This is a genomic window from Caulobacter sp. GW821-FHT12A07 (genome assembly GCF_058807655.1).
Map to the genome: position 1 here is coordinate 63,255 of NZ_JBXAQX010000007.1, position 20,859 is coordinate 84,113.

24 protein-coding genes are annotated in these 20,859 nt (G+C 69.8%); 10 read left to right on the top strand and 14 right to left on the bottom strand.

Annotation, left to right across the window (positions count from 1 at the left end):
- Nucleotides 1-51: 51 nt before the first annotated feature.
- From AC1RRS_RS15500 to AC1RRS_RS15525, 6 genes are all read right to left on the bottom strand, one after another.
- A complete protein-coding gene (locus tag AC1RRS_RS15500; RefSeq protein WP_492855913.1) occupies nt 52-1,140 on the bottom strand; it encodes an NAD(P)H-dependent flavin oxidoreductase in 1,089 nt (362 codons plus the stop codon).
- 8 nt (nt 1,141-1,148) lie between these two features.
- Nucleotides 1,149-1,526: a hypothetical protein gene (locus AC1RRS_RS15505; RefSeq protein WP_492855914.1), complete on the bottom strand. Its 378-nt coding sequence runs from the start codon at nt 1,524-1,526 to the stop codon at nt 1,149-1,151.
- The gene (locus AC1RRS_RS15510; protein WP_492855915.1) at nt 1,523-2,041 is read right to left on the bottom strand and encodes a dihydrofolate reductase; all 519 of its coding nucleotides are present in this window, start codon (nt 2,039-2,041) and stop codon (nt 1,523-1,525) included. Before AC1RRS_RS15510 ends, AC1RRS_RS15505 begins: the two co-directional genes overlap by 4 nt.
- Before the next feature lie 44 nt (nt 2,042-2,085).
- A complete protein-coding gene (locus AC1RRS_RS15515) occupies nt 2,086-2,925 on the bottom strand; it encodes a thymidylate synthase (protein WP_492855916.1) in 840 nt (279 codons plus the stop codon).
- A gap of 97 nt (nt 2,926-3,022) precedes the next feature.
- Nucleotides 3,023-3,967: a CsgG/HfaB family protein gene (locus AC1RRS_RS15520; protein ID WP_492856091.1), complete on the bottom strand. Its 945-nt coding sequence runs from the start codon at nt 3,965-3,967 to the stop codon at nt 3,023-3,025.
- A gap of 145 nt (nt 3,968-4,112) precedes the next feature.
- The gene (locus tag AC1RRS_RS15525; protein ID WP_492855917.1) at nt 4,113-4,667 is read right to left on the bottom strand and encodes a DUF924 family protein; all 555 of its coding nucleotides are present in this window, start codon (nt 4,665-4,667) and stop codon (nt 4,113-4,115) included.
- 105 nt (nt 4,668-4,772) lie between these two features.
- Here AC1RRS_RS15525 and AC1RRS_RS15530 point away from each other — a divergent pair, with 105 nt between their 5' ends.
- Nucleotides 4,773-5,693: an RcnB family protein gene (locus tag AC1RRS_RS15530; RefSeq protein ID WP_492855918.1), complete on the top strand. Its 921-nt coding sequence runs from the start codon at nt 4,773-4,775 to the stop codon at nt 5,691-5,693.
- Between the two features lie 104 nt (nt 5,694-5,797).
- Here AC1RRS_RS15530 and AC1RRS_RS15535 read toward each other — a convergent pair whose 3' ends face one another.
- Entirely contained in the window at nt 5,798-6,322 is a 525-nt protein-coding gene (locus tag AC1RRS_RS15535; RefSeq protein ID WP_487288404.1) for an inclusion body family protein, read from the bottom strand.
- A gap of 325 nt (nt 6,323-6,647) precedes the next feature.
- Here AC1RRS_RS15535 and ilvC point away from each other — a divergent pair, with 325 nt between their 5' ends.
- Nucleotides 6,648-7,667 (top strand): ketol-acid reductoisomerase, encoded by a 1,020-nt coding sequence (ilvC, locus tag AC1RRS_RS15540; protein ID WP_110117938.1) that lies wholly within the window; start codon nt 6,648-6,650, stop codon nt 7,665-7,667.
- Between the two features lie 65 nt (nt 7,668-7,732).
- On the opposite strand, the gene AC1RRS_RS15545 is transcribed toward ilvC, so the two are convergent.
- Both AC1RRS_RS15545 and AC1RRS_RS15550 read right to left on the bottom strand, forming a co-directional pair.
- Nucleotides 7,733-8,026: a type II toxin-antitoxin system RelE/ParE family toxin gene (locus AC1RRS_RS15545; protein WP_492855919.1), complete on the bottom strand. Its 294-nt coding sequence runs from the start codon at nt 8,024-8,026 to the stop codon at nt 7,733-7,735.
- Nucleotides 8,027-8,067: 41 nt separating this feature from the next.
- The gene (locus AC1RRS_RS15550; protein ID WP_492855920.1) at nt 8,068-8,244 is read right to left on the bottom strand and encodes a CopG family transcriptional regulator; all 177 of its coding nucleotides are present in this window, start codon (nt 8,242-8,244) and stop codon (nt 8,068-8,070) included.
- Between the two features lie 124 nt (nt 8,245-8,368).
- Here AC1RRS_RS15550 and AC1RRS_RS15555 point away from each other — a divergent pair, with 124 nt between their 5' ends.
- The 3 genes from AC1RRS_RS15555 to AC1RRS_RS15565 are packed head-to-tail and all read left to right on the top strand — an operon-like array spanning nt 8,369 to nt 9,535.
- Nucleotides 8,369-8,815 (top strand): SRPBCC family protein, encoded by a 447-nt coding sequence (locus AC1RRS_RS15555; RefSeq protein WP_492855921.1) that lies wholly within the window; start codon nt 8,369-8,371, stop codon nt 8,813-8,815.
- A complete protein-coding gene (locus AC1RRS_RS15560) occupies nt 8,802-9,143 on the top strand; it encodes an ArsR/SmtB family transcription factor (protein WP_492855922.1) in 342 nt (113 codons plus the stop codon). The genes AC1RRS_RS15555 and AC1RRS_RS15560 overlap by 14 nt, the downstream gene beginning before the upstream one ends.
- A gap of 41 nt (nt 9,144-9,184) precedes the next feature.
- The gene (locus tag AC1RRS_RS15565) at nt 9,185-9,535 is read left to right on the top strand and encodes a hypothetical protein (protein ID WP_492855923.1); all 351 of its coding nucleotides are present in this window, start codon (nt 9,185-9,187) and stop codon (nt 9,533-9,535) included.
- A 5-nt stretch (nt 9,536-9,540) separates the two neighbouring features.
- On the opposite strand, the gene AC1RRS_RS15570 is transcribed toward AC1RRS_RS15565, so the two are convergent.
- Nucleotides 9,541-10,341 carry a CAP domain-containing protein gene (locus tag AC1RRS_RS15570; RefSeq protein ID WP_492855924.1) on the bottom strand — a complete coding sequence of 267 codons (801 nt, stop codon included), beginning with the start codon at nt 10,339-10,341 and terminating at the stop codon, nt 9,541-9,543.
- A gap of 63 nt (nt 10,342-10,404) precedes the next feature.
- Here AC1RRS_RS15570 and AC1RRS_RS15575 point away from each other — a divergent pair, with 63 nt between their 5' ends.
- Nucleotides 10,405-10,968: a nucleoside 2-deoxyribosyltransferase gene (locus AC1RRS_RS15575; protein WP_487288400.1), complete on the top strand. Its 564-nt coding sequence runs from the start codon at nt 10,405-10,407 to the stop codon at nt 10,966-10,968.
- A gap of 174 nt (nt 10,969-11,142) precedes the next feature.
- Nucleotides 11,143-12,510 carry an MATE family efflux transporter gene (locus AC1RRS_RS15580; protein WP_492855925.1) on the top strand — a complete coding sequence of 456 codons (1,368 nt, stop codon included), beginning with the start codon at nt 11,143-11,145 and terminating at the stop codon, nt 12,508-12,510.
- A 167-nt stretch (nt 12,511-12,677) separates the two neighbouring features.
- On the opposite strand, the gene AC1RRS_RS15585 is transcribed toward AC1RRS_RS15580, so the two are convergent.
- Both AC1RRS_RS15585 and mdoH read right to left on the bottom strand, forming a co-directional pair.
- Nucleotides 12,678-13,580 (bottom strand): cobalamin biosynthesis protein CbiG, encoded by a 903-nt coding sequence (locus AC1RRS_RS15585; protein WP_492855926.1) that lies wholly within the window; start codon nt 13,578-13,580, stop codon nt 12,678-12,680.
- 156 nt (nt 13,581-13,736) lie between these two features.
- Nucleotides 13,737-15,731: a glucans biosynthesis glucosyltransferase MdoH gene (gene mdoH / locus AC1RRS_RS15590; RefSeq protein WP_492855927.1), complete on the bottom strand. Its 1,995-nt coding sequence runs from the start codon at nt 15,729-15,731 to the stop codon at nt 13,737-13,739.
- Nucleotides 15,732-16,015: 284 nt separating this feature from the next.
- Here mdoH and AC1RRS_RS15595 point away from each other — a divergent pair, with 284 nt between their 5' ends.
- A complete protein-coding gene (locus AC1RRS_RS15595) occupies nt 16,016-16,366 on the top strand; it encodes a copper-binding protein (RefSeq protein ID WP_492855928.1) in 351 nt (116 codons plus the stop codon).
- A 111-nt stretch (nt 16,367-16,477) separates the two neighbouring features.
- Here AC1RRS_RS15595 and AC1RRS_RS15600 read toward each other — a convergent pair whose 3' ends face one another.
- Complete coding sequence (locus tag AC1RRS_RS15600; RefSeq protein ID WP_492855929.1) at nt 16,478-17,503, bottom strand: NADP-dependent oxidoreductase; 1,026 nt, start codon at nt 17,501-17,503, stop codon at nt 16,478-16,480.
- Between the two features lie 121 nt (nt 17,504-17,624).
- On the opposite strand from AC1RRS_RS15600, the gene AC1RRS_RS15605 reads away from it, so the two are divergent.
- Nucleotides 17,625-18,554 carry a Gfo/Idh/MocA family protein gene (locus tag AC1RRS_RS15605; protein ID WP_492855930.1) on the top strand — a complete coding sequence of 310 codons (930 nt, stop codon included), beginning with the start codon at nt 17,625-17,627 and terminating at the stop codon, nt 18,552-18,554.
- 79 nt (nt 18,555-18,633) lie between these two features.
- Here the strand turns inward: AC1RRS_RS15605 and AC1RRS_RS15610 are convergent, their stop codons facing one another.
- Nucleotides 18,634-19,824, bottom strand: a complete 1,191-nt coding sequence (locus tag AC1RRS_RS15610) for an MFS transporter (RefSeq protein WP_492855931.1) — start codon at nt 19,822-19,824, stop codon at nt 18,634-18,636.
- A 129-nt stretch (nt 19,825-19,953) separates the two neighbouring features.
- Between AC1RRS_RS15610 and AC1RRS_RS15615 the strand changes: the two genes are divergently transcribed.
- Nucleotides 19,954-20,856, top strand: coding sequence for a LysR family transcriptional regulator (locus AC1RRS_RS15615; RefSeq protein ID WP_492855932.1), 903 nt, complete (start codon nt 19,954-19,956; stop codon nt 20,854-20,856).
- Nucleotides 20,857-20,859: the final 3 nt, after the last annotated feature.

Here is a 20,859-nt window from a genome sequence, read left to right on the forward strand (position 1 = left end):
GCTGGACGCTGCAGGGGAGTAAACGGTCGTTTGAACCGGGCCGCAACCCACTCAGGCGTCAGCGAGCAGCCGGGTCAGCTCCTCGGCGTTGAGGCCGCGCGGGGCCAGGCGCGCCGACTGGCCGGCCCAGAGGTTGGTGAAGTCGGCGTTGGTCCCGTCCTGGCGCAGTGGTGTCAGGGCGCCGCCGGCCAGGGGGAAGGGCGGAACGACTTCGCCGCCGATCGGCCCGGCCTCAAGCATCAGCCGGTTGGCGACGCCCCGGGCCGGACGGCCGGTGAAGAGGTCGGTGATCATGGTGTTGTCGTCGCGGGCCTCGTCCAGGGCGGCGCGGTGGGCCGGCGGGATCCTGGCTTCGGGCGTGAAGAGGTAGGCCGTGCCGACCTGCACGCCGGACGCGCCCAGGGCCCGGGCGGCCGCCACGCCGCGCGCCTCGGCGATGCCGCCGGCCGCGATCACCGGTACGGAGACGGCTGAGACCACCTGCGGCAGCAGGGAAAAGAGGCCGGGCTGGGCGGCGCTGTCCAGGCGGTTGTCGATCGTCTTGTCGATCCCCTGGCCGAAGCCCGGCAGGAAGACGGCGCGATGGCCGCCGGCCTCGGCCCCCATGGCGATCACCACGTCGGCGCCGTTGACCTCCAGCCACACGGCCTCGGCGACCGTGGTGGCCGAGGACAGCACCTTGGCCCCCGTCGCCTTCACCCGGTCGAGCAGCGCGGGCTCGGGCAGGCCGAAATGGAAGCTGACCACCTCGGGGTGCAGATCCTCGACCAGGGCGCAGAAGGCCTCGTCGAAGGGCGCGCGGCCGCCGGCGGGCGGCGGCGGGGCCGGATCCAGGCTCGCCTCGACATAGTAGGGCGCCAGGCGGGCGCGCCAGGCCATCATCCGTGCCGGATCGGGCGCGGGCGGGGTGTGGGCGAAGAAGTTGAGGTTCAGCGGCGCGTCGACGGCGGCCCGGAACTGGGCGATCGCCTCGCGGGCCTGGTCGGGCGTGTATTGCGCGCAGGGCAGGGAGCCCAGGCCGCCGCCGCGGGCCGCGCCGATCGCCATGGCCGGCGTGCTGGCTCCGGCCATCGGCGCCTGGAGCACCGGCGCCGCCACGCCCAGAAGGTCGATCAGCCGCCGGTCGGTCCAGGAGGTCATGGGCGCTCTCAGTTCAGGTCGAACAGGTCGTAGGCGATCAGCTTCAGCCGCGCGTCGAAGAAGGCCCGGCCGTAGCTGGAGCGCTTGAGGGCGGCCTGATCGACGCCGTGCTCGACGTCCGAACCGCTGGCGCCGGGCGCGGCGCAGGGCACGTAGAGGCGCAGGGTGCGGCCGACGGCCAGCTTCACCCCCGGCTCGGCCCGATAGACCTTGGCGACGACGTAGCAACGGCCGCGCACGCCGCGCGGTACGCCCACGTGCTGGACCTGGACCACGGCGATCTCGGCGGCCTTGTCGCGCGCGGCCTGACGGGCGTCCGCGGGCGAGGGCGGCGCGGGCGTCGCCGCCTGGGCCAGCAGGACCGCCGCGATCAGCGGGCCGCTCATTTACGTTCCAGCACGCGGAAGACGAAGGGGAAGTCGTCGCCCTCGCCGGCCGGGCGCTCCTCGCGCCGCACCTCGGTCCAGGCGTTCTCGTCGAAGGCGGGGAAGTGGACGTCGCCCTCGACCTCGGCTTGCACTTCGGTGACGTAGATTCGCTTGGCGCGGGGCAGGGCGAGCTCGAACAGGGCCGCGCCGCCGATCACGCAGACCTCCTCGACGCCGTCCTCGGCGGCCTGCTCCTTGCCGATCTGGACGGCCTCCATCCAGGTGTCGCAGACCACGGCGCCCTCGGCCTCGAACTTGTGGTCGCGGGTCAGGACGATGTTCAGGCGGCCGGGCAGGGGCTTGCGGGGCAGGCTGTCCCAGGTCTTGCGGCCCATGATCACCGGCTTGCCCAGGGTGGCGGCCTTGAACATCTGAAGATCCGACTTCAGCCGCCAGGGCAGGTCGTTGTCGCGGCCGATGACGCCGTTGAGCGAGCGGGCCACGGGGCCGACGGTAAGGATGGGGGCGGTCATGGGCGACTCTTAGCCGCCCGCAGCCCGATCCGGAAGGTCGGGTTTCAGACCGAGACCGCCGCCTTGATGTGCGGGTGGGCCTCGTAGCCCTCCAGCTGGAAGTCCTCGTACGCGAAGGCGAAGAGGTCGGTCTTGTCGGCGATCTTCATCGTCGGGAACGGCTTGGGCTCGCGGGTCAGCTGTTCGCGGGCCTGGTCCAGGTGGTTCAGATAGAGGTGGGCGTCGCCGAAGGTGTGCACGAACTCGCCGGGCTGGAGGCCGACGACCTTGGCCACCATCAGGGTCAGCAGGGCGTAGCTGGCGATGTTGAACGGCACGCCCAAGAACACGTCGGCGCTGCGCTGGTAGAGCTGGCAGCTGAGCTTTCCGTCAGCCACGAAGAACTGGAACAGGCAGTGGCAGGGCGGCAGGGCCATGTCCTCGACGTCGGCCGGGTTCCAGGCCGAGACGATGTGGCGGCGGCTGTTGGGATTGGTCTTCAGGCCCTCGACCAGGTTGACGATCTGGTCGATCGAACCGCCGTCCGGGGTGGCCCACGAGCGCCACTGCTTGCCATAGACCGGGCCGAGCTCGCCGTTCTCGTCGGCCCACTCGTCCCAGATGCGCACGCCGTTGTCCTTGAGCCAGGCGATGTTGGTCTCGCCCCTCAGGAACCACAAAAGCTCGATGATGATCGAGCGCAGGTGCAGCTTCTTGGTGGTAAGGACCGGGAAGCCCTTCGACAGGTCGAAGCGGATCTGGCGGCCGAAGACGCCCAGCGTGCCGGTGCCGGTGCGGTCGCCGCGTTGCACGCCGTTCTCGAGGATGTCGGCGAGCAGGGCCAGGTACTGGCGCTCGGGGTGATCGGCGGCGGCTTTCGGGGCGTCGAGGACGGCGGTGGTCATGGGGCGCACAATCGCGACGAATCGAGCTCGTGGCCAATCACAAAAACGCCCCGCGCGGCGAGCCGGCGGGGCGTTCTAGCTCAGGTGGCGAAGACGCCTATTTCGACGGTTCGAGGCCGGTGTTCAGCACCCAGCCGACATTGTCGTTCTCGTCGGCCACTTCCCACCACAGGTCCTGCTTCTTGCCGGTCGGGTAGACGATGGCGCCGGCGGGCAGGGCGCGGATCAGCTTGCCGGCGGCCACCGGGGTGGCGCGCATGTTGACGACGCGGGTGGCCACGAAGGTCTTGGCCGGGGCGTTCTGGGCCGCCGCCGGGCTGTCGCCGACCAGGCCAAGCTCGCCGACCATCTTCGAATAGGAGTTGATGAAGGCCAGGGTGATGATGCGGCCGATCTCGGTGTCCTCGTAGCCGCCGCCGACCGCGCCGCCGAAGCCGATGCCGCCGCCCGCGCCCCAGCCGATGTCGTTCTTCACGGCGTAGCCTTCCTGCACGGCCACGGTCTCGGTGGTGCGGACGTTGGTCAGCGACAGGACGGTGTTGGCTTCCAGCTTCTTGGTCTTGATGCCGCCGACCAGGGCGCCGGCGCGGCCGCCGATCAGGCCGCCGATGGCGCCGGCCACCGCGCCGCCGCCGGCGTTGCTGTCGCTGGCCTGGACCTCGGCCACCAGCACGTAGTCGGCGGCCTTGATCTGGCCCTGGCCGACGTTGGAGCCGCGCTGCAAACCGAGATTGCCGCCGATGTTGCGCTCGATCTGGGCGGCGTTCAGGCCCGCGCCGCGATCGACCAGATTGAAGCAGCCCGACTTCTGGACGATGGCCCGCAGCAGCTTCTGCGGCGAGGCGAGGTTGTACTGGGTCCAGCCGCGCGGATCGTCGCCGTCGATGATCGACAGGGTGCCCAGCTTGCGCGAGCAGCGCGGCACCTCGGTCACCGCCTGGGTCTGCATCTGCTGGGCCTTGCTGGCCTTGGCCTGGGCGAAGGCCTCGACCGGAACGACGGCGCAGACGATCGCGCCCGCCGCCAGCAGGCATTTCTTCATCGACATCAACTTGGCCTCCAGAGCCCTCGAAAACTGCGTGCGAACACTACAGTACCGATTGCACGCAAGCCAAGCTCGCCCGGAGGCTGATCCCCAAAAGTGGGGAGCAATTACAATCTTCGGGCTCTGCGGATCGTGGAGAAGCCTATCCGGCGAAGCCGCCTTCGTCGAGGAAGGCCTGTTCGGCCGGGGTTGTCTCGCGGCCCAGGGCGATGTTGCGATGGGGGAAGCGGCCGAAGCGGGCGATGATGTCGCGGTGGATCAGGGCCCACTTCATCGGCCCCTCGTCGCCGGTGTCGGCCTGCAGGCCGGCGCACAGCTCGATGCACAGCTCCTGGTCGGCCAGGGATTCGGAGTGCTCGAACGGCAGGTAGAAGAAATAGCGAAGTTCGGGGGCCACCTCCTGGTCGAAGCCGGCGGCGATGGCGACGCGGGCCACGGCGCGGGCCTTGCCGTCGGTGGCGTAGCCGTGGCCGCTGCGGCGGTAGAGGTTGCGCGGGAACTGGTCGAGCACGATGACCAGCGCCAGGGCCCCCTCGGGGCTTTCCAGCCAGGCGTCATAGTCGCCGCGGGCGGCCTTGTGGTGGGTGGGCTCGTACTTCAGGCGGATCGCCTCGTCGAAGGCGTGGTTCTTCTCGAACCACTTCTTGGGCCCCGCCTGGGTCCAGAAGCCGAGAATGTCCTGGGGCTGAGCGGCCATCGAATCCTCGCTGCGGGTTTCGTTCAATTGCGGTTCATGCACCGAGCGCGACACTGTCATCAAGGGATGAGCCACGGGCCGGCGCAAGGCCTATTGGAGCTAGAAATGAAACGTCTGATCACCGTCGCCATGATCCTGTCGCTGACGGGCGGCGCGGCGGCGCAGGCTGGCAACGGGGCGTTCGCCGTCGCCCAGCAAGAACAGAACGATCGCGGCGATCGCCCCGCGCGCCAGGATCGTGGCTCGCGCGGCGGCGAGCAAGGCGGCCGCGCCCAGCAGCAGCGTGGCGGCGATCAGGCCGCTCGCCCCGAGCGCGCCGACCGCCAGGAAGGCGGCTGGCGCGGCGGCGGCGGCCGGGTGAACGACGGCGCGCCCCAGGCGCCGCGCGCCGCCGAGCCGCGTCCGGCTCAGCAAGCGCCCCAGGCGCCCCAGGCCGATCGCGGCCAGGACCGTGGCGGCCGTGGCGACCGTCCTGATCGCGGCGGCTGGCAAGGCGGCCAAGACCGCGGCGGCCAGGATCGCGGCGATCGCGGTCCCGACCGAAACGACCGCAATGATCGCAACGACCGTCCCGGCGGGCAGCCCGATCGTCGTCCCAATGACGGGCGTCCCAATGATGGCCGTCCCAATGACGGTCGCCCCAATGACGGTCGTCCCGGCGGCTGGCAGGGCGATCGCGGCGGCTCCCGCCCCGGCGCGCAACGCCCCGGCGACCAGCGCTGGCGCGACCGCGACAACGGCCGTCCGCAGTACGACCAGCGTCGCTGGCGGCCCAGCTATCGCTCGGCCCAGCGCTATCGCGCCCCGGCCTACCGCTATCCGCGCGGCTGGTACTCGTTCCGCTGGAGCTTCGGCGATTACCTGCCGGGCGGCTGGTACGGCAGCTCGTACTATCTCGACTGGTACCGCTACGGCCTGCCCATGCCGCCGATCGGCTGCGAATGGGTGCGGGTCGGCGGTGACGCCGTCCTGGTCGATGTCTGGTCCGGCCAGGTGCTGAGCGTCTACTACGACCTCTTCTGGTAAGAGGCCCAGTTCTGGTAAGAGGCTCAGGCCTCGCCGGTAGAAAGTCGAAAGCCGCGCTTCCGGAAGGAGGCGCGGCTTTCTCTCTTTCTGAGCGGGGGAGGAGCTCAGGAAGCGGTGATGGTCGGATCCCAGACGAAGTAGCCCAGCACCTGCAGCGAGCCGGAGTGGTACTGCAGCACGGCGAACGAGACGTTGTAGTTGCCCGTGCCGCTCTGGACGATGTCGGCCGTCAGGTAGAAGTCGTACTGCGGCGTCACCGAGTAGGTCGGCGGCAGGGCGATGTTCCCCGGGGTGGTGCCGGGCACCGGGGTCTCGACGTTCAGCAGCTTGCCGCCCGTCGTGGAGGTCACCTGCGTGCCCGAGAAGATCGCGATGTTCTGCAGGTCGGCCGAGTAGCTGGTGTTGCCCGACTGCGAGACCATCCGCCAGCGCACGGTGTCGCCCACGTCGGCCGAGATCGACAGGTCGCCCGAGGCCTGGCCGCTGCGGACATATTCGTTCGGCGCGACCATGTAGGCGTAGTTGTGCCCGATCGGGGTCGGGGCGTTCTGGTTCTGGCTGGGGTTCTGGACGCTCGCGATCAGGTTCGCGGTGTCGACCACGATCTGGATGTCGATGATCTCGCTCATGGGGATGCCCTCCCGTTCTCGCCTCCGGGTGTGGAGGCGGGTTGAGGGTGTTGTGTATGCAACTTTGAGTCAATTTGACTTATTTATATATCTGAGGTTGTTTTTGCACATTCTTCGCTGAAGGCGAGGCGAGAAAAGGCTTCGTCGCGATCCGCCTTGCCTTTCCGGGGGCTTTTTCGCCTCAGTCGCGGTATTAAGCGTCGCCGATCATCGCTCATGGGCGCGCCCCGCCTTGACGAGGCGGCAAAAAAACGCTCAAACGCCGGCCTTTCCCGCCTCCAGCTTGCGTGAGGCGGGCAGATTGACCAGTCCTGGAGAAGAAATCATGCGCGTCTACTACGACCGCGACGCCGACCTCGCCCGCATCCTGGACCGGAAGATCGCCATCGTAGGCTATGGCAGCCAGGGCCACGCCCACGCGCTCAACCTTCGTGACAGCGGCGCGTCGAACGTGGCCGTCGCCCTGCGCCCGGGTTCGCCCAGCGCCAAGAAGGCCGAAGGCGAAGGCCTGAAGGTTCTGTCGGTGGCCGAAGCCGCCGCCTGGGCCGACCTGATCATGATCCTGGCGCCGGACGAGCACCAGGCCGCGATCTACAAGAACGACATCGCCCCGAACATCCGCGACGGCGCGGCTCTGCTGTTCGCCCACGGCCTGAACGTCCACTTCGGCCTGATCGAGCCGAAGGACACCATCGACGTCCTGATGGTCGCCCCGAAGGGCCCGGGCCACACGGTCCGCGGCGAGTACCAGAAGGGCGGCGGCGTGCCCTGCCTGATCGCGGTGCACCACAACGCCACCGGCAACGCGCTCGACCTCGGCCTGGCCTACGCCTCGGCCATCGGCGGCGGCCGTTCGGGCATCATCGAGACCAACTTCCGCGAGGAATGCGAAACCGACCTGTTCGGCGAGCAGGCCGTCCTCTGCGGCGGCACGGTCGAGCTGATCCGCGCCGGCTTCGAAGTGCTGGTTGAAGCCGGCTACGCGCCGGAAATGGCCTATTTCGAGTGCCTGCACGAACTGAAGCTGATCGTGGACCTGATCTACGAAGGCGGCATCGCCAACATGAACTACTCGATCTCGAACACCGCCGAGTACGGCGAGTACGTCACCGGCCCGCGCGTCGTGACCGCCGAGACCAAGGCCGAGATGAAGCGCGTGCTGGAAGACATCCAGTCGGGCAAGTTCGTCCGTGACTTCATGCTGGAAAACGCCGTCGGCCAGCCGTCCTTCAAGGCGACCCGCCGTCGCGCTTCCGAGCACCAGATCGAGGAAGTCGGCGCGCGTCTCCGCGGCATGATGCCGTGGATCGCCAAGAACAAGCTGGTGGACGTCACCAAGAACTAAGCTTCCGCCTCACGGCTGAAGACGGAAACGGCGGGCTCGCAAGGGCCCGCCGTTTTTCGTTTGGGCTACCCCTGCTGCTGGGCCGCGTGGCGGATCCTGATCACCTCGACCGTGCTGGCGCGGATGCGATAGCGGATCAGATAGGGGCGGACGATCAGGAGTTCGTGCAGCCCGCGCGCCACGGGGCGGCCACGCTGAGGGTGACGTTCCAGCGTCTCGATGGCGGCGAGGAAGCGGGCCGCCATGCGTTGGGCGGCCAGGGGCGCACCTTGCGCATGGATGTAGGTGCAAGCCTCTTCCAGTTGACGAAGCGCCAAGCTGGAAACCGCGACTTTGTAGGCTTCGGGCGAAGAGCTCATGCGCCGATCTTGGGTCTCACGACGTCGGCGCTCTTAGTGGATCAACCGCCGACGCGCGGCGTGGGCAGAACCTTGTCCGTTCCCCAGGAGCGAAGCCACTGCTTCACCGCTTCGCCGGAAATCACACGTCCAGCCTCGATATCGCTCAGGCCCTCGGCGTCGGCGAGGGCTTCGGCCTCGTCGTCGATAGGGGCGATGGGAGAGGGCTCGGGCTTCATGCCGACAGGATAACACACTGTCGGAAGCATGGGAGGCGTCCGTGCGCTCGCCTCAGTGTGCAACTATCTGGTTGCGCATGTAGCGGTTTGGAGTCATCAATCTAGCAACCAGAAGGTTGCTGAAATGACCGACCGCATCGAGAAGACCATCGTGTTGAACGCGCCGCTGGAGCGCGTCTGGAACGCCATCGCTGATCACGAGCAGTTCGGCGCCTGGTTCCGGGTCAAGCTGGACGGGCCGTTCGTGCCGGGAGAGGACTCGACCGGCCACATCACCTATCCAGGCTACGAACACATCCAGTGGCGCGCGCAGGTCGTCGCCGTGGAGCCCATGCGGCGGCTGGCCTTCCACTGGCATCCCTACGCCATCGATCCGGCGATCGACTATTCGGGCGAGACCCCGACCCTGGTGGAGTTCCTCCTGACGCCGGAAGGCGACGGCGTGCGGCTGCTCGTGATCGAGAGCGGCTTCGACGCCGTGCCGGCCCATCGCCGCGAGGAGGCCTTCCGCATGAACGAGGGTGGCTGGGCCCAGCAGGTCGAGAACATCAAGGCCCATGTCGAGGCTTGAGGCCGGGGCGCCGGACGCCCCTGATCCCGCCGTCGTGTTCGCCGCCCTGGGCGATCCTACCCGCCTGGCCCTGCTGGACCGGCTCAGCGACGGCCGCCCGCGCTCGATCTCGGCCCTGGCCAGCGGCGGCGACATCACCCGCCAGGCCGTGACCAAGCACTTGCGGGTTCTGGAGGGCGCGGGCCTGGTCGCCAGCCTGCGCGAAGGCCGCGAGAGCCGCTTCGCCTACCGCCCCGAACAGGTGCGGCAGGCGCGGGCCTGGCTCGACACCGTCTCGGCCCGCTGGGACGACGCGCTTGGGCGGCTGAAGGCGTTTGTGGAGGGGTAGGGGCCGTTGCGGGGCGCCACGGGCTGCGGCATCTCGCGGCGATGATCGGTTCAATCCTCGCCGCCGCCCTCGCGATCTCGACGCCGGACGCCCCCGATCCGCCGAGCCGGACGCTGCGGGGCGCGCTGGTGACGTCGGTCGCCCCGTCGCCCTGCAGTTCCGGGGTTCTGGCCTGCTACGCCCGGATCACGGTGAGCGCCAAGGATCAGCCGTCGCAGGACCTGTTCCTTATGGCCGAGCCCAACGGCCGGTTGCCGGCGCTGGGCGCGACCTGCGACTTCGAGGTCCATCGCGGGCTGGTCGGCGGCGGCCAGGGCGACCGCCTTCCGCGTTCGGCCGACCGGCTGGAGATCGACAAGCTCTCGTGCGCGACCGCCGCGCCGAAGTCCTGAACGAGCTACCCCAGCACCACCACCGGCCCCCACGCCACCTGATAGCGGTGCGCGCCGCTCGACAGGTGGGGGCGCAACTGCCAGGCGCCGGGCGGGATCGCCACCGGCTGGGGGCGTTCGACATAGGTCTGGGTCAGCACCTCGCCGCCGGGATCCGACAGCGAGAACTGGTCGATGCGCGGGCTGGCGCGGGAGAGGGCGGCGGCGATGGCCTCGACCGAGGGGGCGCGCAGCGGGGCGGGGGCGGCCAGGCGGGCCGAGACCTCGGCATAGACGCCCACGGCGATGACCTCCGGCCCGTCGCGCAGGGCCGCGTAGCCGACATGGGTCAGGCCCGGCGCCAGCAGGTTGGCGCGATGGCCGGGGCTCGACTTCCACTGGCCCATGATCTGGTCGGGGCGGACGGCGCCCGAGGCGTTGCGGCGCATGGCGATATTCTCGGCCGGGGCGCCGACCATGTCGCGGGCCAGCAGGCCGACGCGGGCGGCGGGGCCGAAGCCTTCGCGGGTCATGTGGTCGTAGATGCGGGTGCGGGCGATGTCGGCGGCGTGGGCGCGGGCGGCCTGGGCCAGGCCGGGATCGAAGGTCAGGGGCGACAGGCGGCGCGCCTCGCGGAAGGCGTCGCCCTGGTCGAGCAGCTCGCGCTCGAAATCGGCGTCGAAGTCGCCGCGGCGGGAGGCCAACTGGTCGCGCAGGCGACGCTCGTAGGCCAGCCAGGTCTGGGCCGGGGCGGCTTGCGCGAGACCGGGCAGGAAGAGGGCCGCGACGCCAAGGCTGAGGACGGTTCGGCGGGGAAGGGCGGTCATCGGGGCGGGCTCTGATCTCCAAGACGGTTGACAGGACAGGCCGGTCGTCCGCTCTAAGGCCGGATGCGACCCGTCCGTTCCCTTTGGCTGGCCGGCCCCGAGGCCTGGCTCCCCGATGCAGAAGCCCAAGACCTGCGGCGCAAGGCCCTGTGCCTGGACGCCGGCTTCACGGCCTTTTCCGGCGCCCAGCCGGCGCCGGGCGACGAGTTCAGCTCCGAGATCCAGGCCCGTGAACTCTACATGGAGCGCATGGCCCAATTGCGTCGGGCCGACGCGGCGATCGTCAACCTGACCCCCTGGCGCGGGCCGTCCTGCGACGCGGCCACGGCCTTCGAGGCCGGGGTGCTGGCGGGGCTGGGCAAGCCGATCTTCGCCTATCTCAACGTCGAGGACGAAAGCCTGGCGGAATATGTCGACCGGGTCGACGTGCTGGTCGGCGCCGAGCGCGGCGAGGACGGGATCTGGCGCGACGAGCACGACTGCGTGGTCGAGGACCTGGGCCTGCCCGAAAGCGTCATGCTGTGGGCCGAGGCGCGGCGGCTGTTCGTGATCGTCACGCCCGAACCGCTGCACGACCTGACCGGGCTGGAGATGTGCCTGCAGGCCCTGCGGCTTTACGCGGAGTAGGGGGAGAGAGCCCCCTCAGTCGCTCCGCGACAGCTCCCCCAGAGGGGGAGCATCTGGGCGCTCGAGATCCTCCCCTCTGGGGGAGGTGCTCCGGAGGACCGGAGGGGGCTCGCCGCCCCTTGCCCTCCCATCGCGCATCGGCCACCTTCCGGCCCCGTTTCGAAAGGCCCTTCCATGTCGCGTCCCGCGGCCGCGCCGGCTTCCGGGAAGTCGCGCGGCGTCATCGCCTCGGATCTGATCGAGCTGCTGCGCCTGGCCGGGCCGGTGGTGCTGTCGCGCCTGGGCATCATGGTGATGGGCCTGACCGACGCCATCGTGGTGGGGCACTATTCGGCCAGGCAACTGGGCTTCCACGCCATGGCCTGGGCCCCGACCTCGGTGTTCGTCACCGTGACGGTCGGCCTGCTGGTCGGGACCCAGGTGATGGGCTCGCGGGCGCTGGGGGCGGGGCGGCTGCACGAGGCGGGCGCGGTGCTGCACCGGGGTGTGAAATATGGCCTGTGGCTGGGTCTGGCCGGCTCGGTGCTGCTGGCCCTGGCCGCGCCGCCGCTGCTGCACCATGTCGGCATCGACAAGGCCCTGGCCGACGGCGCGACCGCGCCGCTGATCGTCTTCTCCCTGTCGCTGACGCCCTACGCGCTGAGCGTCGCCTTGAGCTTCTGGCTCGAGGGGCTGGGCCGCCCCGGCCTGGTGACGGTGACGATGTGGATCGCCAACCTGATCAATCTGGGGGTCAACCTGCTGCTGGTGCCAGGCGTCATGGGCCTGCCGGCTCTGGGCGCGGTCGGCGCGGCCTGGGCGACCTTCGTGGCCCGCACCGCCTTCACGATCATGCTGGCGGTGGTCATCGTCCGGCTGAAGGACGCCCGGGCGCTGGGCGTGTTCGACAAGCCCGGCCGGGATCGCGCCGCCGAGAAGGACCAGCGTCGGGTCGGCTACGGGGCCGGCGCGTCCAACCTGTTCGAGGTGTCGGCCTTCGCCGGCATGAGCCTGGTGGCGGGTTGGCTGGGCGGGCTGAACGTCGCGGCCTGGGCGGTGGTGCTGAACGTGGCCGGGGTGATCTTCATGGTGCCGCTGGGTCTGGCCACCGCCACGGCGGTGCAGGTCGGCCGGGCGCATGGCGCGCGCGATCCGGCGGGCATGAGCCGCGCCGGCTGGATCGCCTTCGGCGTCACCGCCGTGTTTTCGCTGATTGTGGCGCTGCTGCTCTATCCGCTGCGTCACCTGGTGGCCGGCGCCTACACCGCCGATCCCGCCGCCATCGCCCTGATCGCCCCGGCCCTGGTGCTGACCTGCCTGTTCCTGGTGCCCGACGCCGTGCAGGTGGTCTGCGCCCAGGCCCTGCGGGCGCGTGGCGAGGTCTGGATTCCCGCCTGCACCCACATGGTCGCCTACGCCCTGATCATGGGCCCGCTGGCCTGGTGGCTGGCCCTGCCGATGAAGATGGGCGTCAACGGCATCGTCTGGTCGGTGATCGTCACCAGCTTCGCGGCCGCGGCGATGCTGCTGGGGCGGTATCGGATGCTGGATCTGAAAAGCTGATCCTTCTCCCCTTGTGGGAGAAGGTGTCGTCCGAAGGACGACGGATGAGGGGTCTCTCAGACGCAAAACGCCGCGACAGCTGACCAGCCGTCGCGGCGTTTCTGTTCGTGCGACCCCTCACCCGACCCCGCTCCGCGGGGCCACCCTCTCCCGCAAGGGGAGAGGGATCAGATGCTGGCCCCGAGGATCCAGCCTTCCTGTGTCTGCACGTCCTCGACCAGTTCGGCCGGCGCGTCCTTGCCCGGACCGAACAGCGCGGCCAGCTTGCCGGCCTCGTCGAGCTTGGCGAAGTGTTCGGCCAGGGTGCGCACCTGGGCCAGGTCCTTGATCTCGCCCGGACCGGGGACGGCCTTGACCAGCGAGGGATAGACCTCGGCGGCCACGACCTCGACGCCGTCGAGATCGGCCTCGGTCAGGGTCTTGAAGCCGGTCTCGAACGGCCACACGCGAACGGTCTCGCCGCGGGCGTCCTTCAGGCGGCGCACGGCCGGGATGCCCATGATCGCCTGGCCGCCGACCGAGCCGTTGTAATAGAGCTTCCAAATCGAGTGTGCGCCTTTCGCGGCGACATCGGCGTGGCGGAACTCCGGCAGGTCGTCGGGGCCATGCTCGCGGGTGCGCTTGGGCTGCAGGGTGGTCAGGGCGTCCTTGGGCGGGCAGCCCCAGAACGGGAACGGCCCGCCGGTCAGGCGGCGGTTGATCTCGGAACCGACCCCAAAACGATTGTTGGTGTTGTCGGCCTTGTCCTTGACCATCTTGTTCAACTGGTCCCAGACCGCGCGCCAGGGCTTGTCGCCCGGCAGGTTCAGGGCCTGGGAGAAGCCGCGCGGGAAGCCCAGCGGGAAGTCGAAGCCCAGCAGGGCGCGCTCGCCGCGCTTCTTCAGGTCGTCGAGGATGACGGCGATCTTGGCCTCGGCCTCCTGGCGGGTGGCCGGATTGAAGCTCTCGAAGGTCAGGCGGAAGCGCACGTCGCGCTTGAGCACGCCGATCCAGACGGAATCCGCGCCCGTTGTGGGCTTGGCCGCCGCGCTCCAGTCGACGATCACATAGGCGCTGAAAAGCCGCGACACGGCGAAGGCTCCGTCAAATCCAAACGAAGCGCGCTTCTACTCCCCCGGAGGGCGAGCCGCCAGACGTTGCGAAGCTTGAGTAGCTGTTTCTGGCCGGCCGAAAACAAAAAGCCCCGCCGGTGAGGGCGGGGCTTTTCATATCGGGGCGAAGAGTGATCAGGCCGCGTTCTGCTCGGCGGTCGCCAGCGGCGCGGCCGGGGCCTTGCCGACCTTCCAGCGGGCCGGCGGTTCGCAGACCGGGCCGAGGGCGGCGCGGACGATGGCCGGCGGGGTGCGCTCGTCGGGGGTCATGAACAGGCCGTTGGCCTTCAAAGCGAGGCCGGCGGCCTTGCTGGCGCCCAGCATGGTCAGTGGCACGGCCAGGATCAGGCCGGCCAGGATCGGGGCGGTGGCGGTCAGCAGGTCCGGCGTGAACCAGAACATCGCGGCCAGGCCCAGGCCCGTGGCGCTGATCCAGCCCATGGCGGCGCAGGCTTCCTTGAAGGCGACCTTGTCGGCGTCGCGGCGCTGGGCGCTCCAGCCGCCGACGCGGCCAGCCAGGATCTCGACCAGGGCGCGGGTCTGGGTGAACATCAGCATAGGGGCGACCAGGGCCGAGAGCAGCATCTCGACGCCCAGGCCGGCCATCACCCGGCGACGGCCGCCGAAGCCCTTGATCTCGTGCTTGCGCATGAAGATCAGGGTGGCGCCCATGATCTTGGGGCCGAACAGCAGCACGAAGGTGATGATCATCGCCCAGGCGGTGGCCTGGATCTCGCGCCAGTCGATCAGGGCGTGGGCGGCGGCCTGCAGGTCGGCCATGGTGAAGGCGGCCTTCTTGACCTCGGGCATCAGGGCCCGCGAGATCACGCCGGCCGACAGGGCGACGAACCAGATCGGCGACAGGGCGTAGCTCAGCACGCCGATCACCAGGTGCAGGCGGCTCATCCAGTGCAGGCCCGGCAGGCCGATCAGCGGCACGTGCTGGACGTTGCCCCGGCACCAGCGACGGTCGCGGGTGGCGAAGTCGAGCAGGTTCGAGGGGCTTTCCTCGTACGAGCCTTCCAGATAGGGGGCCAGGTGCACGGCCCAGCCGCCGCGGCGCAGCAGGGCGCTTTCCAGGGCGTCGTGGCTCATCACCTCGCCGCCGAAGGGCTTGGGGCCGTTCAGCGAGGGCAGGCCGCAGGTCTGGGCGAAGGCCTTGGTGCGGATGATGGCGTTGTGGCCCCAGAACGAGCTTTCCGAACCCGACCACCAGGCCAGGCCCGTCCAGGCCACGCGGCCATAGAGCTTGGTGGCGAACTGCAGGGTGCGGGCGAAGATGGTCTGGCCGTTGATGATCGTCGGCATGGTCTGGATCAGACCCACGCCCGGGTGACGCTCCATGGCGTCGGCCAGGCGGACCATGGCGTCGCCGGTCATCAGGCTGTCGGCGTCGAGCACCAGCATGTGCTCGTAGTCGCCGCCCCAGCGGGCGACCCAGTCGGCGACGTTGCCGGCCTTGCGGCCCGCGTTGTCGGGGCGGCGGCGATAGAAGGCGTGGCTTGAGGCCTCGCGACGGAAGCGGGCGAAGCAGGCCTGCTCGGCCAGGGCCACGGCGGCGTCGCGGGTGTCGGAGATGATGAAGATGTCGAAGGCGCGGCTGTTTCCGGTCTCGGCGATCGAGGCGTCCATGGCCCGCAGGCGGGCGAACACCGCCTGGGCGTCCTCGTTGTAGACCGGCATCAGGATCGCCGTGCGGGCGCGCGGCTTGGGCATGGGCTTGCTGCTGTCGATGCCCAGCGGATCCTTGGGCGTGCGCAGCAGCACCACGAAGCCGGCGACGGCGGTGACGAACCACAGGGCGAGCGCCAGGAACAGCGGGGCCAGCAGGGTCAGGCAGACGGCTTCCAGGCGGGTGACGCCGCCCAGGGCCACGGTGTCGAAGGTGGCCTTCCAGCCGGCCGCGCCCATGATGGCGGTGGCGATGAACACCACCCAGCGGCGCATGACCGTTTCCGAACCCGGGGTGCTGACGGCGCGAGCCGCGCCCTGCCAGAAGCCCAGCGGCTGGACCGGCATGGCCAGCGGCGCCTCGGTCGGGATTTCGACCCGGTCGCGCGGAGAGATCACGGTTTCGAAGGCCACCGGGGTGGAGGTGGCCAGGTCGAAGAAGGCGCCGCGTTCGGTCATCGGTTCCGTCTCGGTGATCCGACCGTGGTCGGACGAAATGCAGAGCTTCGATTTCACGCCGAACGCCTTCACGGGACGCCTCCGGTCCGCTAGGGATCGGTTGCGTTCAGGGAGGGGTCTGGCGTTGCACGAAGTCCGGCGGAGGAACCGCCGACGCATCTAGAGTAAAACTTCGATCACGAAATCGCTATCGAAAATGTGATCGATTTCGCAGGTGCGGTGAAAAATCTGTGCAAATGCGCGCAATGGCGCGGCCGGAAGTCGCTATGAGATTGGGTAAGGCTATGAAGTTCAAGGCAGTTTTGGCGTTTCTCGCGGTTGCGAGCCTGGCCGCCTGCGGGCCGGCTTCGAAGGGCGACAGCGCCACGCCGCCCGCCGCCCGGCCCGCGCCGCCGATCTCGATCGCCCCCGAGCACGAGACTCAAGGCGTGATCGCCACGGTCGACGGCCAGGTTCTCACGCTCGATCACGACGGCGCGAGCGCCGCGCCGCTGCCGGCCGGCCGCACGACCTTCCAGGCCTATGGCGACGTCCTGGCCGAAGCCCCGCTCGAACCCGGCGCGCGGGTGACGTTCAAATTTCGCAAGGTCGCGGTTGGCGAAGGCTGGGAACTGACGGAGATGCGGGGGCGGTGAACCCCCTCCGGCCCTCCGGGCCACCTCCCCCAGAGGGGGAGGATCTAAGCCGCAGATGCTCCCCCTATGGGGGAGCTGTCGGCGAAGCCGACTGAGGGGGCCTTCGCCCCCCTACAGCTTCACCAGCATCTTCCCGAGGTTCTCGCCTGAGAACAGCTTGATGAACGCCTCGGGCGCGCGGTCGACGCCTTCCAGCACGGTCTCCTTCCAGGTCAGCTTCCCCGAACCGATCCAGTCGGCCATGTCGCGCACGAAGGCGGGGAACAGGTCGTAGTGGTTGGAGACGATGAAGCCTTCGAGGCGAAGGCTCTTGCCCACCGCCTGGATGATGTTGGCCGGGCCGGTCGGGCGGCCGGTGTCGTTGTACTGCGAGATCATCCCGCACAGGGCGAAGCGACCGAACGGCCGGGCCGAGTTCAGGGCCGCCTCCAGGTGCGCGCCGCCGACGTTCTCGAAATAGACGTCGATGCCCTTGGGGGCGACCTTGGCCAGTTCCGCGACCACGTCGGGCGTGGCCTTGTAGTCGATCACGTGGTCGACGCCGATCGACTTGAGGAAGGCGACCTTCTCCGGTCCGCCGGCCGAGCCGATCACCGTGTGGCCCTTGATCTTGGCGATCTGGCAGACGACCGAGCCCACCGCGCCGGCGGCGGCCGAGACGAAGACGACGTCGCCTTCCTTCAGCCCGGCCACCCGCAGAAGGCCGGCATAGGCGGTCATGCCGGGCATGCCGGCCACGCCCAGGAACGCCTGGGGCGGCATGCCGTGGGTGGAAAGCTTCATGATCCCGCCCATCGGCCCGGCGGCCGCCAGGGCTTTCGGATGGGCGTTGTAGGCCTCGCGCCAGCCGAACATCGAGCTGACCAGGTCGCCGACCTTGAAGTCCGGATCGTTGGAGGCCGTCACCTCGCCGACCGCGCCGCCTTGCAGGGCCTTGCCCAGCTCGAACGGCGGCACGTAGCTCTTCCGGTCGGTCATGCGGCCGCGCATGTAGGGATCGACCGACATGTAGAGGTTCTTGACCTGGATCTCGCCGTCGCCGGGCGGGGGCAGGTCGACGCTGGCCAGTTCGAAGTTCTCGGCGGTCGGCACGCCGACGGGACGGCTCTTGAGGCGGATCTCACGCGACGTGGTCATGGCGACCTCCCTTTTCTGGCTTTTGGGCCTTTGTGTTCTGGTTCAAACGAATGTTTAGCGCTGGTCCGCGTCGCCCGCCAAAGCTTTTCGCGGCATCCCGAAGCGGCTAGAGACAGCGCCCATGACCCAAGATGCTCAAGTCAAAGCCCTGAAGGCCGGCGTTGTCGGCGCCGGCGTGTTCGGTGGCTACCACGCGAAGAAATACGCCGAGCTGCCGGGCGTCGATCTGGTCGGCGTGTTCGACATCGACCTGGCGCGCGCGCAAGCTCTGGCCGGCCCGTTGGGCGCCAAGGCCTATGACGACATGGACGCCTTCCTGGCCGCGGTCGACGTCGTCACCGTCGCCACCCCGGCCGTGCACCACGCCAAGGCGGCGCTGGCGGCGCTGAAGGCCGGCAAGCCGGTCTATTCCGAAAAGCCCCTGGCCGTGTCGCCGGAAGACGCCGACGCGCTGATCGCCGCCGCCGCCAAGTCCGGCGTGGCTCTGGCCTGCGGCCACCAGGAGCGGGTGGTGTTCCAGGCCATGGGCCTGCTCGACATCCCCGAGCAGCCGCTGCGCCTGGAAGCGGTGCGTCGCGGCACGCCGTCGGACCGCAATCTCGACGTCTCGGTGGTGCTCGATCTGATGATCCACGACATCGACCTGGCCCTGGCGCTGTGCGCCGCCGATCCGGTGGCCGTGGAAGGCGAGGGCGAGGCCGCGCGCGGCTACGGCCTGGACTGGGTGAAGGTCGAAGCCACTTTCGCCAATGGGTTCACCGCCGTGTTCGACAGTTCGCGCGTGGCGCAGGCCCGCGAGCGGACGATGAAGGTGGTCTACCCCTCGGGCGAGGTCGAGATCGACTTCCTCGCCCGCACCTTCCGCAACACCACGCCGTTCCCGCTGATCGAGGACTTCACCGAGACCCCGGCCGGCAAGGACCCCCTGGGCCAGAGCGTCGCCGGCTTCCTAAAGGCCGTGCGCGGCGAGGCCCCGCGTCCGGTGGTCACCGGCGAGGAAGCCGCCCGGGCGCTGGACCTGGCGCTGGCGGTCGAGCACTCGGTGGATTGAGTTCCACCTGCGTCGTCATCCCGGCTCTCCGCTACGCGCTGCGGCCGGGATGACGACCGTGGGGTAGGCGAGATGGAATTCAGCCCTTCCGCCCCTTCAGGCTCGTCACCTGCAACACGCTGGCCACCGCCGCCAAGCCCGCGCCCATCAGGGCCACGCTGCTCCAGCCGCCGAGGTTCCAGGCAGCGGCCGCCGCCGCCGAGCCGGCCGCGCCGCCCAGGAACATCCCGCCCATGAACAGGGTGTTGAGCCGCGCCCGGGCCTCGGGCCGCAGCGCGTAGACGAGGTGCTGATTGGAGACCAGCGCCCCCTGGATGGCGAAGTCGAGCAGGACGACGCCCGCGATCAGGCCGGCGATCGAGATCCAGGTCCCGAACAGGATCCACGAGGCCAGGGTCAGCACGGCGCCCAGGGCGATCGTCAGGTGCGGACCGCGCTTGTCGGCGACGCGTCCGGCGATCGGGGCGGCCAGCACGCCGACCACGCCGACGATGCCGAACAGGCCGGCGACGTCCGCGCCCAGGTGAAAGCGGGCCTGAAGCTGCAAGGCCAGGATCGTCCAGAAGGCGGTGAAGGCGGCGAACAGGCTGGCCTGGGTCAGGGTCGCCAGGCGCAGGGCGGGGAATTCGCGCCACAGCTTGCCCAGCGAGCCGAGCAGACCGGCGTAGGTGAGGTCGGCGTCCGGCTTGCTGCGCGGCAGGGCCAGGGCCATCAGGCCGGCGGCGGCCAGGGCGATCGGCGCGCCCAGCCAGAACATCGCCCGCCAGCCGCCGTGCGCGCCGACGAAGCCGGCCAGGGTGCGCGACAGCAGGATGCCGCACAGCAGGCCCGACATCACGACGCCCACGGTCTGGCCGCGCCGCTCGGGCGCCGACAGGTGGGCGGCGAAGGGCACGATCTGCTGGGCCACGGTCGCGCCGGCCCCGACCAGCAGCGAGGCGACCAGCAGCAGGCCGGTGTTTGGCGCCAGGGCGGCGGCGACCAGGGCCAGGGCCAGCACCAGGAACTGCACGACGATCAGGCTCTTGCGCTCCACCCGGTCGCCCAGCGGCGTCAGCAGGAAGAGGCCGGCGGCGTAGCCCAGCTGGGTGGCGGTCGGCACGAAGGCGGTCAGCGGGCCGGGCAGGTCGCGCTCGATCAGGCCCAGCATCGGCTGGTTGTAATAGATGTTGGCCACGGCCAGGCCCGCCGCGGCGGCCATGGCGAAGGTCAGGCCCTTGCCCAGGGCGTGGGTGTTGGACGTGTCGGCGGGAAGGGCGGCTGTGCTCATGATCGGCTCCAGGCCGCCCGGCGAGGGGGAGGGGGCGGCGTTCCGTGTCAGTCGCCCGGCTATATAGAGTATCCCCGATCCGTTTATAGTACGGTCTTGCGTTAAGTCGGCATAACGGAATTCGATAGAATGGATCTCGCGGACGTCGGCGTCTTCGTGGAGGCCGCGCGGGCCGGCAGCCTGGCGGGCGCGGCCCGTCGGTTGGGCGTCACGCCCATGGCCGCCTCGCGCCGGATGGCGGCCCTGGAGCAGGAGGTCGGGGCGCGCCTCGTCCACCGCACCACCCGGGCCCTGTCGCTGACCCCCGAGGGCGAGGCGTTCCTGCCCCACGCCCAGGCCATGCTGGAGGGCGAGGCCGCCGCCCGCGCCGCGATCCGGCCGTCCGACGCCGGGGCCTCGGGCCTGTTGCGCGTCACCGCCTCGGCCGCCTTCGGCCGCAAGGTCGTGGCCCCGGCGGCGGCGGCGTTCATGCACGCCAATCCCGAGGTCAGCGTCGACCTGCTGCTGACCGACAGCGTGGTCGACATCGTCGCCGCGGGCCTGGATCTGGCCATCCGCATCGCGCCCCTGCGCGACAACTCGCTGGTCGCCCGCCGGCTGGCCGGCAATCCCCGGGCCCTCTACGCCGCGCCGGCCTATCTGGAGCGTCGCGGGGCGCCGGCCCGCCTGGCCGATCTGGCCGAGCACGAGTGCCTGGCGATGAGCGGAACCACCCACTGGTCGTTCGAGGCCGGCGGCCGGGCCGTGCAGCAGAAGGTCGCCGGCCGCTTCACCGCCTCGGGCATCGAAGGCTTGCACCAGGCCTGTCTCGGCGGGCTGGGGATCACCCCGCTGTCGGCCTGGGACGTGCGCGACGAGGTCGTCGACGGCCGCCTGGTCGAGCTGCCGCTGGCCGACGCCGCCTTGCCCGGCTGGTCGATCTGGGCCGTCTATCCGACCGCCCGCCTGGCCCCGCTCAAGGTCCGCCTGTTCGTCGCCGCCCTGGCCGAGCGGCTTGGTGAAGGCCTGGGCGAAGGTTTGGGCGAGGCCTGAACC

What these genes read in the sequence shown, in the direction of transcription:
- AC1RRS_RS15500 (WP_492855913.1), bottom strand. Translation starts at nt 1,140, where the DNA reads ATGACCTCCTGGACCGACCGGCGGCTGATCGACCTTCTGGGCGTGGCG.
- AC1RRS_RS15505 (WP_492855914.1), bottom strand. Translation starts at nt 1,526, where the DNA reads ATGAGCGGCCCGCTGATCGCGGCGGTCCTGCTGGCCCAGGCGGCGACG.
- AC1RRS_RS15510 (WP_492855915.1), bottom strand. Translation starts at nt 2,041, where the DNA reads ATGACCGCCCCCATCCTTACCGTCGGCCCCGTGGCCCGCTCGCTCAAC.
- AC1RRS_RS15515 (WP_492855916.1), bottom strand. Translation starts at nt 2,925, where the DNA reads ATGACCACCGCCGTCCTCGACGCCCCGAAAGCCGCCGCCGATCACCCC.
- AC1RRS_RS15520 (WP_492856091.1), bottom strand. Translation starts at nt 3,967, where the DNA reads ATGAAGAAATGCCTGCTGGCGGCGGGCGCGATCGTCTGCGCCGTCGTT.
- AC1RRS_RS15525 (WP_492855917.1), bottom strand. Translation starts at nt 4,667, where the DNA reads ATGGCCGCTCAGCCCCAGGACATTCTCGGCTTCTGGACCCAGGCGGGG.
- AC1RRS_RS15530 (WP_492855918.1), top strand. Translation starts at nt 4,773, where the DNA reads ATGAAACGTCTGATCACCGTCGCCATGATCCTGTCGCTGACGGGCGGC.
- AC1RRS_RS15535 (WP_487288404.1), bottom strand. Translation starts at nt 6,322, where the DNA reads ATGAGCGAGATCATCGACATCCAGATCGTGGTCGACACCGCGAACCTG.
- ilvC (WP_110117938.1), top strand. Translation starts at nt 6,648, where the DNA reads ATGCGCGTCTACTACGACCGCGACGCCGACCTCGCCCGCATCCTGGAC.
- AC1RRS_RS15545 (WP_492855919.1), bottom strand. Translation starts at nt 8,026, where the DNA reads ATGAGCTCTTCGCCCGAAGCCTACAAAGTCGCGGTTTCCAGCTTGGCG.
- AC1RRS_RS15550 (WP_492855920.1), bottom strand. Translation starts at nt 8,244, where the DNA reads ATGAAGCCCGAGCCCTCTCCCATCGCCCCTATCGACGACGAGGCCGAA.
- AC1RRS_RS15555 (WP_492855921.1), top strand. Translation starts at nt 8,369, where the DNA reads ATGACCGACCGCATCGAGAAGACCATCGTGTTGAACGCGCCGCTGGAG.
- AC1RRS_RS15560 (WP_492855922.1), top strand. Translation starts at nt 8,802, where the DNA reads ATGTCGAGGCTTGAGGCCGGGGCGCCGGACGCCCCTGATCCCGCCGTC.
- AC1RRS_RS15565 (WP_492855923.1), top strand. Translation starts at nt 9,185, where the DNA reads ATGATCGGTTCAATCCTCGCCGCCGCCCTCGCGATCTCGACGCCGGAC.
- AC1RRS_RS15570 (WP_492855924.1), bottom strand. Translation starts at nt 10,341, where the DNA reads ATGACCGCCCTTCCCCGCCGAACCGTCCTCAGCCTTGGCGTCGCGGCC.
- AC1RRS_RS15575 (WP_487288400.1), top strand. Translation starts at nt 10,405, where the DNA reads ATGCGACCCGTCCGTTCCCTTTGGCTGGCCGGCCCCGAGGCCTGGCTC.
- AC1RRS_RS15580 (WP_492855925.1), top strand. Translation starts at nt 11,143, where the DNA reads ATGTCGCGTCCCGCGGCCGCGCCGGCTTCCGGGAAGTCGCGCGGCGTC.
- mdoH (WP_492855927.1), bottom strand. Translation starts at nt 15,731, where the DNA reads ATGACCGAACGCGGCGCCTTCTTCGACCTGGCCACCTCCACCCCGGTG.
- AC1RRS_RS15595 (WP_492855928.1), top strand. Translation starts at nt 16,016, where the DNA reads ATGAAGTTCAAGGCAGTTTTGGCGTTTCTCGCGGTTGCGAGCCTGGCC.
- AC1RRS_RS15600 (WP_492855929.1), bottom strand. Translation starts at nt 17,503, where the DNA reads ATGACCACGTCGCGTGAGATCCGCCTCAAGAGCCGTCCCGTCGGCGTG.
- AC1RRS_RS15605 (WP_492855930.1), top strand. Translation starts at nt 17,625, where the DNA reads ATGACCCAAGATGCTCAAGTCAAAGCCCTGAAGGCCGGCGTTGTCGGC.
- AC1RRS_RS15610 (WP_492855931.1), bottom strand. Translation starts at nt 19,824, where the DNA reads ATGAGCACAGCCGCCCTTCCCGCCGACACGTCCAACACCCACGCCCTG.
- AC1RRS_RS15615 (WP_492855932.1), top strand. Translation starts at nt 19,954, where the DNA reads ATGGATCTCGCGGACGTCGGCGTCTTCGTGGAGGCCGCGCGGGCCGGC.